Raw genomic sequence first — 15243 nt, forward strand, 5'->3', positions numbered from 1 at the left:
GATGTTCTCCGGCATTGCCCTTGTGCTGGCCTTTGCCGTCCTGCTCGTGCCCCTGGCCGTCTATGCCGGGCCTCCCGTGCTGAAGGCCCTCAGCGGGACCGGTGTTGAACGCCAGGCGGCGGTTCCCTCCTATCAGCGGCCCCCGGCGGAAATGACCCAGGTCCCGTACGCGGCGACGCTGGACCCTTCGGCGCCTTTGCCGGATGCCGCTGTTCTCGCGGCGCTGCTCGACGGCGAACTGGAGCTCACCGGCAGCGGAACCGTTTCCGCCGTCGTCACCGATGTCCGCACCGGGACCGTTCTCTACGACCGGAACGGCGCGGCCGCCGGGATGCCCGCCTCCACACTGAAGATCCTGACGGCGGTGGCCGCAGCCTCCACGCTGGAGCCGGACTCACGGTTCGAAACCACCGTCCACGCCGCCCCGGCCACCGGCGGCGGGACAGCGCTGGTGCTGCGCGGCGGCGGTGACGTGCTCCTGGGCTCCGGAATCTCCGACGACGACGCCGTGGTGGGCCGGGCGGGCCTGGCCAGTCTTGCCGAAGAGAGCGTCAAGGCCCTGGGGTCCTCCGCGGGGACCGTGCGCATCCAGGTCGATGACACCCTGTTTTCCGGGCCGTCCCTCTCCGATGCCTGGAATGCGGCCGACGTGGAGGCCGGCGAAATTGCGCCCATTTATCCGCTGGCCGTCAATTCCGCGTGGACTGATGAGTCCCGTCAGTCCGGAGAACGCGAGGAAGACGCCGCCCTTGCCGCCGCCGAGGCTTTCCGTGCGGCGCTGGCCGAGGCGGGCCAGGACCGGGGGCTCGAGGTGGCGGAGAGCGTCGAGCGCGGAACCGTTCCTGCCGGTGCCCGCCGGATTGCCGCCGTCGAATCCGCGACCGTCGCCGAGCAGCTTGAGCAGATGCTGCTGATCTCGGACAACTATCTGGCCGAGGCGCTGGCCCGCTCCGCAGCCCTGGCCGCCGGGCGGGACGCATCCTTTGCCGGAGCCGTGGACACGGTGAAGGCCCAGGCCGCGGCCCTGGGCATCGACACCACCGGCATGGCGCTGGCCGATGTGTCAGGACTCGCGGCGGAGAACGAAGTCAGTGCCAGGCAGCTGACCGAGGCAGTAACGCTGGTGCTTACGTCCAACGACGAAGGCCTGCGCGCCGTGGCCCGCGGCATGCCCGTGGCCGGGCTCAGCGGGACCCTGCAGGGCCGGTATGACGATGATGCGGACGACGCCGCCGGGGCCGGGCTGGTCCGTGCCAAAACCGGAACGCTCTTCGAAGTCACGGCGCTCGGCGGCTATGTCACCGATGCGGACGGCCGGCTCCTGGCCTTCGCACTGGTGGCGCGCGGACTGGAGGGCAACACGGGACAGGCCCGCAGCGCCGTCGACTCCGCGGCAGCAGTGCTTGCAGGCTGCGGCTGCCGCTGAGCGCGCACCCGGATTGCTGCCGGCGGGAGCGCATTCGGCTGCGGCTGTGATCGAATGGAGCAATGGAGAGCAACCAGCAGCACCTGAGCCAAGAAACCGCCGCCCGCCTGGTGAACTGGGACTTCGCCGCTGCGACAGCTGCCACCCTCGTGGCGCCCGGCCCCAAGATGTCCCGGCGCGAAATCCAGGACGCCGTCGCGGACCTGCGCCGGCAGGCTGACGACGCCGTTTCCCACGTCCACCGGATCACCGGGCTGGACGCTGCGGAGAACCTGCGTGATTCCCAGGTCCTGATCGTGGACCGTGCATCCTGGGCCAAGGCAAACTCGCAGAGCTTCGCCGCCCTGATGAATCCCATGCTGCAGCACCTGGCCAAAACCCGGCCGGAAGCCGTGAATTCCACGAATACGGCCGTGGCAGGCACGCTTACCGGCGCCGAACTGGGTGCGGTCCTGGCCTTCCTGGCCAGCAAGGTCCTGGGGCAGTACGACCCGTTTGCGGCGCTGGCTTCGGACAACCCGGCTAAGACGGCAGGCCGCCTGCTGCTGGTGGCGCCCAATATCATCAGCACAGAGCGTGAGCTCAACGTGGACCCCACCGACTTCCGTCTGTGGGTCTGCCTGCACGAGCAGACCCACCGGGTGCAGTTCGCCGCAGCGCCCTGGCTGCGCGACCACATGCTGGAGCAGATCGGCGCGCTCAGCAGCGGCCTGATGGACAAGACCCAGGGCCTGCCGGAACGGATCAGCCAGCTGGCCAAGCAGCTGTCGGCCGCCGCAAGAAAGGACAAGCAGGACACGCCGTCCAACGGTGTTCCGGCCCGGCAGACCGACGTCCTCTCCCTGCTCCAGGACCCCGAGGACAAAGCCCGGCTCTCCCACCTCACCGCCGTGATGAGCCTGCTCGAAGGCCACGCCAACGTGGTGATGGACGCCGTGGATGCCAGCATCATTCCCAGCGTGAAGACCATCCGCCGGCGATTCAACGACCGCGGTGCGAACCGGGGCTGGCTGGATAAGTTCTTCCGCCGGATCATGGGGCTGGATGCGAAGATGCGGCAGTACGCTGACGGATCCAAGTTTGTGCGGGCCGTGGTGGACAAGGTGGGTATGGAAGGCTTCAACCGGGTCTGGGAAGGCGCGGAGAACCTGCCCACCGAGGCGGAGATCCACAACCCTGATCTCTGGATCCAGCGGATGGGTCTGTAAAGCACCAGTGACCGATTCACCAGCTTCCCCCATGCCCTCCTCTGTGCCTTCCCCCGTGCCTTCCCCCGTGCCTTCCCCCGTGCCCGCAGCACGCCCCCGCCAGCGGCTGAACCCCACGCTCGGAAAGGCCCGCGGCCTGCTCCGCGACGCCCTGCGCGACGCCGGGATCCAGCCCGGCGGAGACGCGCCACCCGTGCTCCTGGTCGCCTGCAGCGGCGGGCCCGACTCGCTGGCGCTCGCAGAGACAGCCAGCTTCTTCAACCGCCGCGGTGACTACCGGGTAGGTGCCGCCGTCGTCGACCATGGGCTGCAGCCCGGCTCCGCCGACGTTGCGCAGGCCGCCGCCGCCAAGCTGGCAGCGATGGGGCTTGAACCGGTGACCGTTCACCGGGTGCACGTGCCGGAAACCGGCATGGGCCCGGAAGCGGCCGCCCGGAGCGTGCGGTATGAGGCCCTGGATGAGGCCGCCGACGCGTCCGGGGCAGCTGCTGTGCTGCTCGGGCACACCCTCGATGACCAGGCAGAGCAGGTGCTGCTGGGCCTGGCCCGCGGTTCCGGCACCCGCTCGCTGGCTGGCATGCCCGAACGCCGCGGCCGCTACCTCCGGCCGTTCCTGGGACTGCGGCGGGCCGAGGTGGAGGAAATTTGTACCGCCCGGGAAGTTGATCCGTGGCATGACCCAACCAATGCGGATCCCGCCTACGCCCGGTCCCGGGTCCGCACCACGGTCCTGCCGTTCCTGGAACGCGAGCTGGGACCTGGAATCGCGGAGGCCCTCTACCGCAGTTCACGGATCCTGGCCCAGGACGCCGACTACCTCGAGGCACAGGCTGCCGAAACCTATGCGCGGCTCCGGCAGGAATCCGCCGGCGCGGCGGCCCCGGATGAGATCCTGCTCTCGGAAGAATCCCTGCGCGCCCTGCCTCCGTCCCTGCGGCAGCGGGTCCTGGCCCTGGCCGCCGTCGAGCTTGGCGGCGCCCAGCCGAGCTGGGAACGCGTGCGTGCCGTGGAGGCCCTGCTGCGCCGCGAAGGCTCGGCAGGACCGGTCCAGCTGGTGGGAAAGGTCAGTGCCTACCGCCAGGTACGCGGCAAACCGGTTCCCCAAGGGGACCCAAGCTATGGCAATCTTGTTTTTAGGAAAAAGAGCAGCGCCTAACTTCAGCTGCAACATCTCGTACCCGGGAGCCATTCGTGGATTCACACGACGTCCAGTCAGACCTCAAACACGTTCTTTACACCAGGGAACAGATCGCCGATCGGATCAAGGAGCTGGCGGCCGAGATTGACCGCGACTACGCCGGACGCGACGTCCTGCTGGTCGGAGTCCTCAAGGGCGCCGTTATGGTGATGGCGGACCTGTCCCGCGCGCTGCACAGCCACGTGTCCATGGACTGGATGGCCGTGTCCTCCTACGGCTCCGGAACCCAGTCCTCCGGCGTCGTCCGGATCCTGAAGGACCTCGAGACAGACCTGCTGGGCAAGCACGTGCTGATCGTCGAGGACATCATCGACTCCGGCCTGACCCTGTCCTGGCTGCGGACCAACCTGGAATCCCGTGGCCCGGCCAGCGTGGAAATCTGCGCACTGCTGCGCAAGCCCGCTGCGTCAAAGGTGGACATCGACGTGAAGTACGTCGGCTACGACATCCCGAACGAATTCGTGGTTGGCTACGGCCTGGACTTCGCCGAGAAGTACCGCAACCTCGACTTCATCGGCACCCTGGCGCCGCACGTTTACGAGTAAGCCGAGTAAAACCAGGCGCGTTCGTGCCCTGCCCGCTGACCCGGGGCCGCGGCAGCCAGCAGTGAAGCTGCCGGCCGCCGCACCGGGGCAGCGGGCTTTTCGCTATCCTCATGAGGCGGATCACGCCGCCGGGATACGCCCTGAGGGAACTAATGCACCCCGTGGCCCGTGTATTTCTGGGGACGGTGTATAGCTAGAGACTGCTAGCCAACGAAATCCCGCGCACTATAAAGCGTTGTTGATCAGGAGGGACGGGGCATCTGCCCTGACGACGAATGAAATCCAAGAACTTCTTCAAGGGACCGATCATTTGGATCGTGCTGGCGCTGGCCGCACTGCTGATCATCCTTCCCAACCTTTCCAACTCCGGCGCGTCTCAGGTGGACACGAACGTGGGCCTGCAGCTGCTGCGGGACAACAAGGTGGAGCAGGCGAAGATCTATGACGGTGACCAGCGGGTAGACCTCACGCTCCGTGAGCCGTATGAAGACAAGGGGGAGAACGTCCAGTTCTTCTTCGGATCCGCCCGCGGCGAGGACATCGTCGAGGCCGTGAACAACTCCGACGTCGACGGCTTCACGGACCAGCCGGTCCAGACCAACTGGTTCACCAGCTTCCTGGGCCTCTTCCTGCCCATCATCATCCTCGGCGTGATCTTCTGGTTCCTGCTCTCCCGGATGCAGGGCGGCGGTTCCAAGGTGATGCAGTTCGGCAAGTCCAAGGCCAAGCTGACCAACAAGGACATGCCCCAGGTGACCTTCGCCGACGTCGCCGGCGCTGACGAGGCAGTGGAAGAGCTGCACGAAATCAAGGAATTCCTGAAGGAACCGGCAAAATTCCAGGCCGTCGGAGCCAAAATCCCCAAGGGTGTGCTGCTCTACGGCCCGCCCGGCACCGGTAAAACGCTCCTGGCACGTGCCGTGGCAGGCGAGGCCGGCGTGCCCTTCTACTCCATCTCCGGCTCGGACTTCGTGGAGATGTTCGTTGGCGTGGGTGCCTCCCGCGTCCGTGACCTGTTCGAACAGGCCAAGAACAACGCACCGGCCATCATCTTCGTGGACGAGATCGACGCCGTCGGCCGTCACCGCGGCGCCGGCGTGGGCGGCGGCAACGACGAACGCGAACAGACCCTGAACCAGCTCCTGGTGGAGATGGACGGGTTCGACAGCAGCACCAACGTCATTCTCATTGCCGCGACCAACCGTCCGGACGTGCTGGACCCGGCCCTGCTGCGTCCGGGACGGTTCGACCGGCAGATCGGTGTGGAAGCCCCGGATATGCAGGGTCGCCTGCACATCCTGCAGGTCCATGCCAAGGGCAAGCCGATGGCCCCGGGCGTTGACCTGGAGTCCGTGGCCAAAAAGACCCCCGGCTTCACCGGTGCCGACCTGGCCAACGTCCTGAACGAGGCCGCCCTGCTGACCGCACGGTCCAACGCCCAGCTCATCGACGACCGCGCCCTGGACGAGGCAATCGACCGCGTGATCGCCGGCCCGCAGAAACGCAGCCGCGTGATGAAGGAACTGGAACGCAAGATCACCGCGTACCACGAAGGCGGCCACGCCCTGGTGGCAGCGGCCCTGCGCAACACCGACCCGGTCACCAAGGTGACCATCCTGCCGCGCGGCCGCGCCCTGGGCTACACCATGGTGCTGCCGCAGGACGACAAGTACTCAATCACCCGCAATGAACTGCTGGATCAGCTCGCGTACGCCATGGGCGGCCGGGTCGCGGAGGAAATCGTGTTCCACGATCCGTCCACCGGAGCCTCCAACGACATTGAAAAGGCCACTTCCACGGCCCGCAAGATGGTGACCCAGTACGGCATGAGCGAACGGATCGGTTCCGTGAAGCTCGGCTCCGGCGGCGGCGAACCGTTCCTGGGCCGGGACATGGGCCAGGAACGGAACTACTCCGATCAGGTGGCCTACGTGGTGGATGAGGAAGTCCGGCGCCTGCTGGACAACGCGCATGACGAGGCATACCAGATCCTGACCGAGAACCGGGACGTGCTGGACCGGCTGGCACTGGAACTGCTCGAACGCGAGACGCTGAACCAGGCGGAGATCGCCGAGATCTTCCACGATGTCCGCAAGCGGGACCTCCGTGAAGTCTGGCTCTCCAAGCCGACCCGTCCGGTCCACGATATTCCGCCGGTTGTTTCGCCGCGTGAACGCCAGGAGGCAGCTGCCGCCGGTGAGCCGGATCCGGACACCGTGGCCCCGCAGGACCAGATCGCCGACGCCGACATCCCGCAGGATTTCGACGTCACCAGTGACGGGCTCCCCGAGCCCGAAAACAGCGGCCAGGGCAGCCACCACGGCTCCCCCCGCAACAGCGAATAGCGCAGGCCGGACGGCGGCCGGGTGTTGGCCGGCCGCCGTCCGGGCCGCTTCGGCGTCCACGGTAGGATCAAGCAGTGACCGATTTCGACGACGAACTAACCTTGACCGAGCTGACCGACACGGCTTCACCGGTTGACCAGCCCCGGATCGAACGGGCCGTACGGGAAATTCTGCTCGCGATTGGGGAGGATCCGGACCGGGACGGCCTGCTGAAGACGCCCGAACGCGTAGCCAAGTCCTACGCGGAGATTTTCGCCGGGCTGCACCAGAGCCCCGAGGACCTGCTGGCCACCACCTTTGACCTGGACCATGAGGAAATGGTGCTGGTCAAGGACATCCCGTTCTACTCCACCTGTGAACACCACCTGGTCCCCTTCCACGGGTCCGCCCATATCGGGTATATCCCCTCGCATGACGGGAAGGTGACCGGACTGAGCAAGCTGGCGCGCCTGGTGGACGTCTACGCCCGGCGCCCCCAGGTCCAGGAACGGCTCACCACCCAGATCGTCGATGCGCTGATGAGCAATCTGGAGCCGGTGGGAGCCATTGTGGTCATCGAGTGCGAACACCTGTGCATGTCCATGCGCGGCGTGCGGAAACCCGGAGCCAAGACCGTCACCTCCGCGGTCCGCGGCCAGCTCCGCGAGACCGCCACGCGTGCTGAAGCAATGAGCCTGATTCTCGGACGATAGGACGCTACGAATGGATTCCCTCGCCGCCGCCCCCGGAACCGGGCCGGCCACTAACCCGCTGCCCGTGATCCGCGCCGGCGTGAAGCCGCGCCGGTTCGAGGACCTGCCCACCGGACGCACGCTGGTCATGGGTATCCTCAACGTCACCCCCGATTCCTTCAGCGACGGCGGAGAACACGCCACCACTGACGCCGCTATCCGCGCGGGCCTGAAGATGCACTACGACGGCGCGGACATCATCGACGTCGGCGGCGAGTCCACGCGGCCCGACTCCGAGCGCATCAGCGAGGAGGAGGAGCAGCGGCGGATCCTTCCCGTGGTCCAGGCACTGGTGAAAGCCGGAGCCCTGATCAGCGTGGACACGATGAACGCCTCCACGGCGGAAAAGGCCATCGAGGCCGGTGCCGGCATCATCAACGATGTGTCCGGTGTGCAGCTGGATCCCCGGATGCCGGAACTGATTGCCCGGACCAAAGTGCCGTACATCCTCATGCACAGCCGCGGCAGTGTCCGCAGCCAGGATCCCCGGGCCGACTACGGCGACGTGGTGGAAGAGGTCATTTCCGAACTGACGACACTGCGTGACCGTTTCTACGAGGCCGGGGTGGCACCGGAACAGATCATCCTGGACCCGGGACTGGGCTTCGCCAAGAACGCCGAACACGACTGGTCGCTGCTGCGCAACATTGACCGGTTGACCGTGCTGGGGCACCGGGTGCTCATCGGCGCCTCCCGCAAGCGTTTCCTGGGCTCCCTGCTCACCACGGCGGGCAAGGCGGCACCGCCTGCTGAACGGGACAACGCCACCCTGGCCACCTCCGTCCTCGCGGCCAGCCAGGGCGTCTGGGGCGTGCGGGTGCACGACGTCGCGGCCAATGCCGACGCCGTCAAAGTCACCGCCGCCTGGCAGGGCTAACCGTGTCCCTGCCAGCCGGCCAGCCGGCCCAGCGGGACCGGATCCGGCTCAGCGGTCTCAGCGCCACCGGCTACCACGGAGTTTTTGACCACGAACGGCGCGAAGGTCAGCGCTTCGTCGTCGACCTGGTGCTTTACACGGACCTCCGGCCGGCCGCAGCCGCCGACGATCTCACCCTGACCGCCCACTACGGCGAGCTGGCGGAACAGGTCTGCGCGATCATCGAAGGCGAACCGGTGAACCTGATTGAAACCCTCGCCGAACGCATCGCCGCCCACGTCCTGAACGCCTTCCCGGTGATTGAGGCCGTGGACGTCACGGTGCACAAGCCGCAGGCTCCCATCACCGTCCCCTTCGGCGATGTCGAGATCCTGATCCACCGGGAGCGGGCATGAACACGCCCGCGGCGCGCACCATCCTGGCCCTGGGAAGCAACCTCGGAGAGTCCCGCAGCACCCTTTCCGACGCCGTCGCCGCCCTGGCCCGCCACCCGCAGATGACCCTCGTGGACGTTTCCCCGGTGGCCCGGACCCGGCCCGTCGGCGGGCCGGAACAGCCGGACTACCTGAATCTGGTCGCTGCCTTCGACACCACTCTGGACCCGCACGCGCTGCTGGACCACTGCCACGACGTCGAAAACCGGCACCACCGCAAGCGCGAGGTGCGCTGGGGGCCGCGGACGCTCGACGTCGACATCATCACGTACGGCACGGAACGGGTTGACGATCCGGACCTGACCATCCCGCACCCGCGGGCCGCGGAGCGTGCCTTTGTGCTGCAGCCGTGGGCCTGGATGGACCCCGGAGCCGTCCTGGACGGTATCCCGGTGGCAGAATTGGCTGCCAGGGCAGCCGACCTGCCCGGGCTTGAACGCTTCGAGGGGGAGTGAACTCCGCGTGAGGACCATCAGGTACCGCTGGCTTGCCGCCACCGCCGTGGTCTTTGGGATCGCCGGCTGGCTGGTGAATTCCTGGGCCACCCGCAACGGTTACCCGGCTCCGGTCCTGAACCTGACGGCACTGATCACCCTGGCGTTCATCGTCGGGTTTACCCTCTTCCTGGGCCTGCGGGTCCGCCGCTGGCGGGACGGCAACCGTGAGAAGCAGCTGGACCCGATCGCCGCCGCCCGGACCCTGGTCCTGGCGCAGGCAACCGCCTACGCCGGGGCGCTCCTGCTCGGCTGGCACGGCGGCATCTTCCTGGACCAGGTGAGTCTGTGGGAGATGCGCCCCAACCACGCGCCCACCTGGGCTTCGCTTGCCATGTCAGCCGGCGGAATCATCATGATCGCCACCGGGCTGGTCGTGGAACGGTTCTGCAAACTGCCTCCGGAGGATAAGAACGGCAGTGAAAACAACATGCCAGATGACGGAGGGGACTATGCGTAGCCGAGCCATCGATCCACAGGACGTGGACTGGCAGCGGGTCTCCCCGCGGTTCCTGACGCTGCGGGTGCTCTCCCTGGCCGTGGAGGCAGTTATCACCCTGGCCGTGGTCTCGGTGCCCCTGGTGCTCCGTTCCCTGGAGATCTGGCCCGGCTTCCCTGCCTGGATCGCCTGGGGACTTCCCGCACTGTTCCTGGTCATGTTCATCTGGCGCGGAATCCTGCTGCCGCGTCAGGTCCGGGCCATCGGCTATGCCGAACGGCGGGAGGACCTGCTGCTGCGCAGCGGCATTTTCTTCCAGCGCACCCTGGTGGTCCCGTACGGACGGATGCAGTACGTGGACGTTGGCGTTGGCCCGCTGGAGCGGATGTTCGGCTTGTGCACACTCAAGCTCCACACCGCGGCCCCGGGAACCAACGCCACCATTCCCGGCCTCCCCGCCCCGGAGGGTGAACGCCTCCGCGAGCACCTGTCTGCGCGCGGCGAGGCGCAGCTGGCGGGCCTGTGACAGCCGCCTCCGGGGACCGGGAAAACCAGGAACTCCCGCCGGGCCCTGTCCCAGCCGCCGAACCGGACTGGAAGCGGGTCCACCCCGTCTCCCCGCTGGTCCGCGGCTGGATTGCCCTGGCGGCGATCGCATACTTCGTGGGGCGGGACCGGGTGGAAGCGATCATCCGCAACGAGTCCGGTTCCGGACCGCTGCCGGCCGGAACGCCGGTACTCTGGGCGGTGCTCGGGCTGCTGGCCGTGCTCCTGGTTGTTGCCGGTATTTTCTTCCTCTCCTGGTGGTTTACCCGGTACCAGGTCACGGCAGACCACGTCCGGGTCCGTTCCGGTGTTCTCTTCCGCCAGCACCGGCAGGCCCGCCTGGACCGGGTCCAGGCAATCGACATTGTCCAGCCGCTGCTTGCGCGGCTTTTTGGGCTGGCTGAGCTTCGCTTCGAAGTGGCGGACGCCGGAGAATCCGCGGTCCGTCTGGCCTTCCTGCGCCTGGACGAGGCACGGACGCTGCGCGCCACCATCCTGGACCGCGCGTCCGGAGCCGAAGCGGAGACCGGCACGAGTAACGACGGCGCGGAGCGCACCCCCGCTTCGGAAGCGCCGGAGTACCCGGTCCTCGCCCTGGCCCCGCAAAGGGTGCTGGGCGCAACACTGCTCTCCGGCAACACGGTATTCCTGCTTCTGGGTACAGCCTTTGTAGTGATCCTGGCTGCCGTGACCCAGTCCGGCATCTCCCTCGCCATCATCATTCCGGTGGTCCTCGGCGTTGCCGGCGGCTACTGGTCCACCTTCAACAGTGCCTGGAACTTCCGCGCTGCCGTATCCCGGGACGGGATCCGGATCCGCTACGGACTGCTGGATACCCGGACCCAGACCGTCCCGCCCGGACGTATCCAGGCTGTCGCGGTCTCCCAGCCGCTGCTGTGGCGGCTCACCGGCTGGTACCGCATCTCCGTGAATGTGGCCGGTTACGGGACCGGCGCCACCTCGGAAGGCGCTGCCCGCACCCGCCTGCTTCCGGCGGGAACACTGGAAGAAACCATGCAGATCCTGGCCATCGTCCTGCCCAATCCCGGTTCAGCGGATCCGCGGGGACTTTTTGCCGCCGGGATCGCAGGCAGCGGGGAAGACCACGGATTCACCGTCTCCCCGCGGCGGGCACGGTGGGTCGCGCCTCTGCAGTGGCGCCGCAGCGGCTTCGCAGTGACACAGACGGCGCTGCTGTGCCGGTCCGGACGCCTCTGGCGGAGCCTCGCCGTCGTCCCGCATGAGCGGGTCCAGTCCATGGCGCTGGAACAGGGCCCCCTGGCCCGGAAGCTAAGGATCGCGGACCTGCGGCTGCATTCCACACCCGGGCCGGTCGCCCCGCGGATCCGCCAGATCGACTCCGCTGCCGCCCTGGAGCTGTTCGACGAGCAGTCCCTGCGGGCCCGCGACGCCCGCCGGCGGGACCGGACCGAACGCTGGCTGCACCGCGAAACGGCCACCGGACCGGCGCCGGCCGCCGCGGGAGCCAACAATCCGACCGACGTGCCGCCCGGAACGCCGCTGCCGGACGGGCAGGCAGGCGCTGCTGCGGATTTCCCGGAACCGCCGCAGACACCGAAGGCACCGCCGGAAGCGCGGTCCGCCGGCACCCCCGCCACCACGACTGAGGAGAACTGGAATGAACACCGCTGATCAGCGCCGGCGGGGCCGGCTCGGAATCGGCATCATCGGTGCCGGAAAAGTGGGCGCCGTCCTGGGTGCTGCGCTCCGGGCGGCCGAACACGCCGTCGTCGGCGTCTCTGCGGTGTCAGAGGCCAGCCGGGAACGGGCCGAGAACCTGCTCCCCGGCGTGCCGATCCTGGAAATCCCGGACATTGTGGAGCGTTCGGAACTGGTGCTGCTCGCAGTGCCCGACGACGCCCTGCCGCCCCTTGTCTCCGGCCTCGCCGCCACTGGCGCCTGGCAGGCCGGGCAGCTGGTGGCCCACACCTCCGGCCGGTTTGGTACAGAGGTGCTGGAACCTGCCCGCCGGGCCGGCGCGATTCCGCTGGCCCTGCACCCCGCCATGACCTTCACCGGCATGAGCCTGGACCTGACCCGGCTGGCCGACTGCTCCTTCGGCGTCACCGCCCCCACGGCCGTGCTGCCGATTGCCCAGGCACTGGTGGTGGAGATGGGTGCCGAGCCCGTGGTCATTGATGAAGCGGACCGTGTTCCGTACCACGCAGCCCTGGCGCACGCCTCCAACCACCTGGTGACCATCGCCGCACAGTCCTCGGAGCTGCTGCGCAGCCTGGGCGTGGAACAGCCTGCCCGGCTGCTGGGCCCGCTGATGCGCGCTTCGCTGGAAAATGCCCTGGCCTCCGGAGAACATGCCCTGACCGGTCCGGTGGCCCGGGGGGACACCGGCACAGTCCAGGCGCATACGGAGGCGCTGCGGGACGGGGCTTCCCCGGACCTGGCAGCTGCCTACCGGGCGCTCTCGGCAGCCACTGCCCGGCGGGCAGTTGCGCGCGGGATGCTCAGTGAGGCCCAGGGAGAGGCCATTATTAAGGTATTGAATTCCGACCCAGAAGGACCCCGGTGACCCATCCCCGGTTGGCAGCAACCCCCGCAGAACTCAGCAAGGCACTGGCCGAACTCCTCGAGGCGGCCGGCAAGGACCGCCCCGGTCTTGGACTGGTCCCCACTATGGGGGCCCTCCACCAGGGCCACGCTGCGCTGGCACAGGCCGCCCGCGCCGAGAACGACGTCGTGGTGGCCAGTATCTTCGTCAACCCGCTCCAGTTCGATGACCCGGAGGACCTCGCGCGCTATCCCCGCACGCTGGAAGCGGACCTGGACCTGCTCGGAGCCGCGGGTGTGGACCTGGTGTTCGCCCCCACCGAGGAAACCCTGTACCCCGGAGGCCTGCCGCTGGTCCGGGTCAGCTCCGGCAGCCTGGGAACCCGCTTTGAAGGCGCGTCGCGGCCCGGACACTTCGACGGCGTCCTGACCGTGGTTGCGAAACTGCTGCACTGTGCCCAGCCGCCCGTCCCCGCCGCGTACCGGGCGTACTTCGGCCAGAAGGACGCGCAGCAGGTGGCACTGATCCGCCGCATGGCCGCCGATCTCAACTTCCCCGTGCAGATCCGGCCGGTGCCCATCGTCCGGGCAGCGGATGGCCTGGCGGAGTCCAGCCGCAATGTCTTCCTCAGCCCGGAAGACCGCCGGAACGCACTGGTGCTCTCCACCGCCCTGCGCCAGCTGCGGGACCGCGCCGCGGCGGGCCGGCCGCTGGACCTGCCTGCCGCGCTCGAGCTCATCAGGGAGCAGGACGGTGTGGAACTGGACTACCTGCAGGTTGTGGACCCGCTCACCCTGGACCCTGTCCCGGCCGGCCCGGAAGATACGCTGACCGGTCCTGCCCTGGCCCTCGCAGCGGCCCGCGTGGGGGGAATCCGGCTGATCGACAACATGGAACTGCCGGTCTGAACGGCGGTTCCCGGGCAGCACCGTCCGGGACCCGCCGCCCGGCTGGGTAGACTTAAGAACCGTGACCACCTCTAGCCCCGTTCCCGAAGCAGCCGATTCCTCCGAGCAGATGCGCATCCGCGCAGAAAAGCGCGCCAAACTGCTTGAACGCGGCGAGGAAGCCTACCCCGTAGGCGTGGAGCGCACCCACTCCCTGCGCGAGGTCCGGGAGAAATACGGACACCTGCAGGCCGATGAGACCTCCGGCGAGACGGTGGGCGTCAGCGGCCGGGTGATCTTCATCCGCAATACGGGAAAGCTGTGCTTCGCCACTCTGCAGGAGGGGAACGGTACCCGCCTGCAGGCCATGCTGTCCCTGGCCTCGGTTGGCGAGGAAGCCCTTGCGGACTGGAAGGCGCTGGTTGACCTGGGAGACCACGTCTTCATCCGCGGCGAAGTGATCTCCTCCCGCCGCGGAGAACTCTCCGTGATGGCCGAATCCTGGTCCATGGCGTCCAAGGCCCTGCGTCCGCTGCCCGTCCTGCATGCCGGCCTGAACGAGGAAACCCGGGTCCGCCAGCGGTACGTGGATCTGATGGTCCGTGACGAAGCGCGGGAGATGGTCTACAAGCGGGCATCGATCATCCGCGCAGTCCGCGACACCCTGCACGATCACGGCTACGTCGAAGTCGAAACCCCGATGCTGCAGCTGATCCACGGCGGCGCCGCTGCCCGGCCGTTCGAAACCCACCTGAACGCCTTCGACCAGCCGATGACCCTGCGCATCGCCACCGAGCTGTTCCTCAAGCGCGCGGTTGTTGGCGGGATTGAGCGTGTCTACGAACTCGGCCGCATCTTCCGCAACGAAGGTGTGGACTCCACGCACAGCCCTGAGTTCACCACTCTGGAGTGCTACGAGGCCTACGCCGACCAGTTTGTTATGGCCGAGAGGATCAAGGAGATCATCCTCAACGCGGCCGATGCCGTGGGTACCCGGCAGATCGAAACCGAAGCCGGAACGATCGACCTCGACGGTGAATGGCGCTGGCTGGCAGTCTACCCGGGCCTGTCCGAAGCCGTTGGAACTGAGATTACGCCGGATACGGACGCGGAAACCCTGCGCCGGATTGCCGGTGAAAAGGGCGTGAAGGTGGACCCGAAGTGGGACGCCGAGAAGCTCGTCGTCGAACTGTTTGGCGAAATTGTCGAGCCGACGCTGCTGCAGCCCACCTTTGTGTACGACTACCCGCCCTCGGCCCAGCCCCTGGCCCGCCCGAACCGCAACGATCCCCGCCTGATCGAGGCCTGGGACCTGATTATCGGCGGGATGGAGCGGGGAACCGCGTTCTCCGAGCTGATCGACCCGGTGATCCAGCGCGAACGCCTGACCGAACAGTCACGCCGCGGTGCTGCGGGAGACGAGGAAGCCATGTCGCTCGACGAGGACTTCCTGCGGGCCCTGGAGTACGGTGCACCGCCCATGGGTGGCATCGGCCTGGGCATCGACCGCCTCGTGATGCTTTTCACGAACGTTGGAATCCGGGAAACAATTCTGTTTCCTCTCCTGAAACCGGAAATGGGTTAGA

General features: G+C 67.6%; 15 protein-coding genes. All 15 read left to right on the forward strand.

What is annotated here, in order from left to right; all coding sequences use genetic code 11:
* The first annotated feature begins 1 nt into the window (after position 1).
* The 15 genes from dacB (at position 2) to lysS (ending at position 15242) form a co-directional block, all read left to right on the forward strand.
* Positions 2–1426 carry a D-alanyl-D-alanine carboxypeptidase/D-alanyl-D-alanine endopeptidase gene (gene dacB, locus H9639_RS06480; RefSeq protein WP_225219332.1) on the forward strand — a complete coding sequence of 475 codons (1425 nt, stop codon included), beginning with the start codon at positions 2–4 and terminating at the stop codon, positions 1424–1426.
* Positions 1427–1488: 62 nt separating this feature from the next.
* A complete protein-coding gene (locus H9639_RS06485; protein WP_191807287.1) occupies positions 1489–2634 on the forward strand; it encodes a zinc-dependent metalloprotease in 1146 nt (381 codons plus the stop codon).
* 79 nt (positions 2635–2713) lie between these two features.
* On the forward strand, positions 2714–3790 hold the full coding sequence (gene tilS / locus H9639_RS06490; RefSeq protein WP_404799730.1) for a tRNA lysidine(34) synthetase TilS: 1077 nt from the start codon (positions 2714–2716) through the stop codon (positions 3788–3790).
* A gap of 35 nt (positions 3791–3825) precedes the next feature.
* Positions 3826–4377 (forward strand): hypoxanthine phosphoribosyltransferase, encoded by a 552-nt coding sequence (hpt, locus tag H9639_RS06495; protein WP_066300669.1) that lies wholly within the window; start codon positions 3826–3828, stop codon positions 4375–4377.
* A gap of 275 nt (positions 4378–4652) precedes the next feature.
* Positions 4653–6722: an ATP-dependent zinc metalloprotease FtsH gene (ftsH, locus tag H9639_RS06500; RefSeq protein ID WP_191807288.1), complete on the forward strand. Its 2070-nt coding sequence runs from the start codon at positions 4653–4655 to the stop codon at positions 6720–6722.
* 74 nt (positions 6723–6796) lie between these two features.
* Positions 6797–7414 carry a GTP cyclohydrolase I FolE gene (gene folE, locus H9639_RS06505; protein ID WP_191807289.1) on the forward strand — a complete coding sequence of 206 codons (618 nt, stop codon included), beginning with the start codon at positions 6797–6799 and terminating at the stop codon, positions 7412–7414.
* A 10-nt stretch (positions 7415–7424) separates the two neighbouring features.
* Positions 7425–8330: a dihydropteroate synthase gene (folP, locus tag H9639_RS06510; protein ID WP_191807290.1), complete on the forward strand. Its 906-nt coding sequence runs from the start codon at positions 7425–7427 to the stop codon at positions 8328–8330.
* A gap of 2 nt (positions 8331–8332) precedes the next feature.
* Positions 8333–8725 carry a dihydroneopterin aldolase gene (gene folB, locus H9639_RS06515; protein ID WP_318242007.1) on the forward strand — a complete coding sequence of 131 codons (393 nt, stop codon included), beginning with the start codon at positions 8333–8335 and terminating at the stop codon, positions 8723–8725.
* Positions 8722–9219 carry a 2-amino-4-hydroxy-6-hydroxymethyldihydropteridine diphosphokinase gene (gene folK, locus H9639_RS06520; protein ID WP_191807291.1) on the forward strand — a complete coding sequence of 166 codons (498 nt, stop codon included), beginning with the start codon at positions 8722–8724 and terminating at the stop codon, positions 9217–9219. The genes folB and folK overlap by 4 nt, the downstream gene beginning before the upstream one ends.
* Before the next feature lie 7 nt (positions 9220–9226).
* On the forward strand, positions 9227–9718 hold the full coding sequence (locus H9639_RS06525) for a DUF3180 domain-containing protein (RefSeq protein ID WP_191807292.1): 492 nt from the start codon (positions 9227–9229) through the stop codon (positions 9716–9718).
* A complete protein-coding gene (locus tag H9639_RS06530) occupies positions 9711–10223 on the forward strand; it encodes a PH domain-containing protein (RefSeq protein WP_191807293.1) in 513 nt (170 codons plus the stop codon). The genes H9639_RS06525 and H9639_RS06530 overlap by 8 nt, the downstream gene beginning before the upstream one ends.
* Positions 10220–11896 carry a PH domain-containing protein gene (locus H9639_RS06535; protein WP_318242008.1) on the forward strand — a complete coding sequence of 559 codons (1677 nt, stop codon included), beginning with the start codon at positions 10220–10222 and terminating at the stop codon, positions 11894–11896. Before H9639_RS06530 ends, H9639_RS06535 begins: the two co-directional genes overlap by 4 nt.
* Positions 11883–12791 carry a Rossmann-like and DUF2520 domain-containing protein gene (locus H9639_RS06540; protein ID WP_191807294.1) on the forward strand — a complete coding sequence of 303 codons (909 nt, stop codon included), beginning with the start codon at positions 11883–11885 and terminating at the stop codon, positions 12789–12791. Before H9639_RS06535 ends, H9639_RS06540 begins: the two co-directional genes overlap by 14 nt.
* Entirely contained in the window at positions 12788–13678 is an 891-nt protein-coding gene (panC, locus tag H9639_RS06545; RefSeq protein ID WP_318242009.1) for a pantoate--beta-alanine ligase, read from the forward strand. Before H9639_RS06540 ends, panC begins: the two co-directional genes overlap by 4 nt.
* Positions 13679–13787: 109 nt before the next feature.
* A complete protein-coding gene (gene lysS, locus H9639_RS06550) occupies positions 13788–15242 on the forward strand; it encodes a lysine--tRNA ligase (RefSeq protein ID WP_191807442.1) in 1455 nt (484 codons plus the stop codon).
* The last annotated feature ends 1 nt before the right edge of the window (position 15243 follow it).

Source organism: Arthrobacter gallicola, from assembly GCF_014836775.1.
Lineage (GTDB): Bacteria > Actinomycetota > Actinomycetes > Actinomycetales > Micrococcaceae > Arthrobacter_B > Arthrobacter_B gallicola.

Excerpts from the sequence above, each read along its gene's own strand:
- H9639_RS06530 (WP_191807293.1), top strand. The coding sequence starts at position 9,711 with ATGCGTAGCCGAGCCATCGATCCACAGGACGTGGACTGGCAGCGGGTC.
- lysS (WP_191807442.1), top strand. The coding sequence starts at position 13,788 with ATGCGCATCCGCGCAGAAAAGCGCGCCAAACTGCTTGAACGCGGCGAG.
- dacB (WP_225219332.1), top strand. The coding sequence starts at position 2 with ATGTTCTCCGGCATTGCCCTTGTGCTGGCCTTTGCCGTCCTGCTCGTG.
- ftsH (WP_191807288.1), top strand. The coding sequence starts at position 4,653 with ATGAAATCCAAGAACTTCTTCAAGGGACCGATCATTTGGATCGTGCTG.
- folP (WP_191807290.1), top strand. The coding sequence starts at position 7,425 with ATGGATTCCCTCGCCGCCGCCCCCGGAACCGGGCCGGCCACTAACCCG.
- folK (WP_191807291.1), top strand. The coding sequence starts at position 8,722 with ATGAACACGCCCGCGGCGCGCACCATCCTGGCCCTGGGAAGCAACCTC.
- H9639_RS06485 (WP_191807287.1), top strand. The coding sequence starts at position 1,489 with ATGGAGAGCAACCAGCAGCACCTGAGCCAAGAAACCGCCGCCCGCCTG.
- H9639_RS06540 (WP_191807294.1), top strand. The coding sequence starts at position 11,883 with ATGAACACCGCTGATCAGCGCCGGCGGGGCCGGCTCGGAATCGGCATC.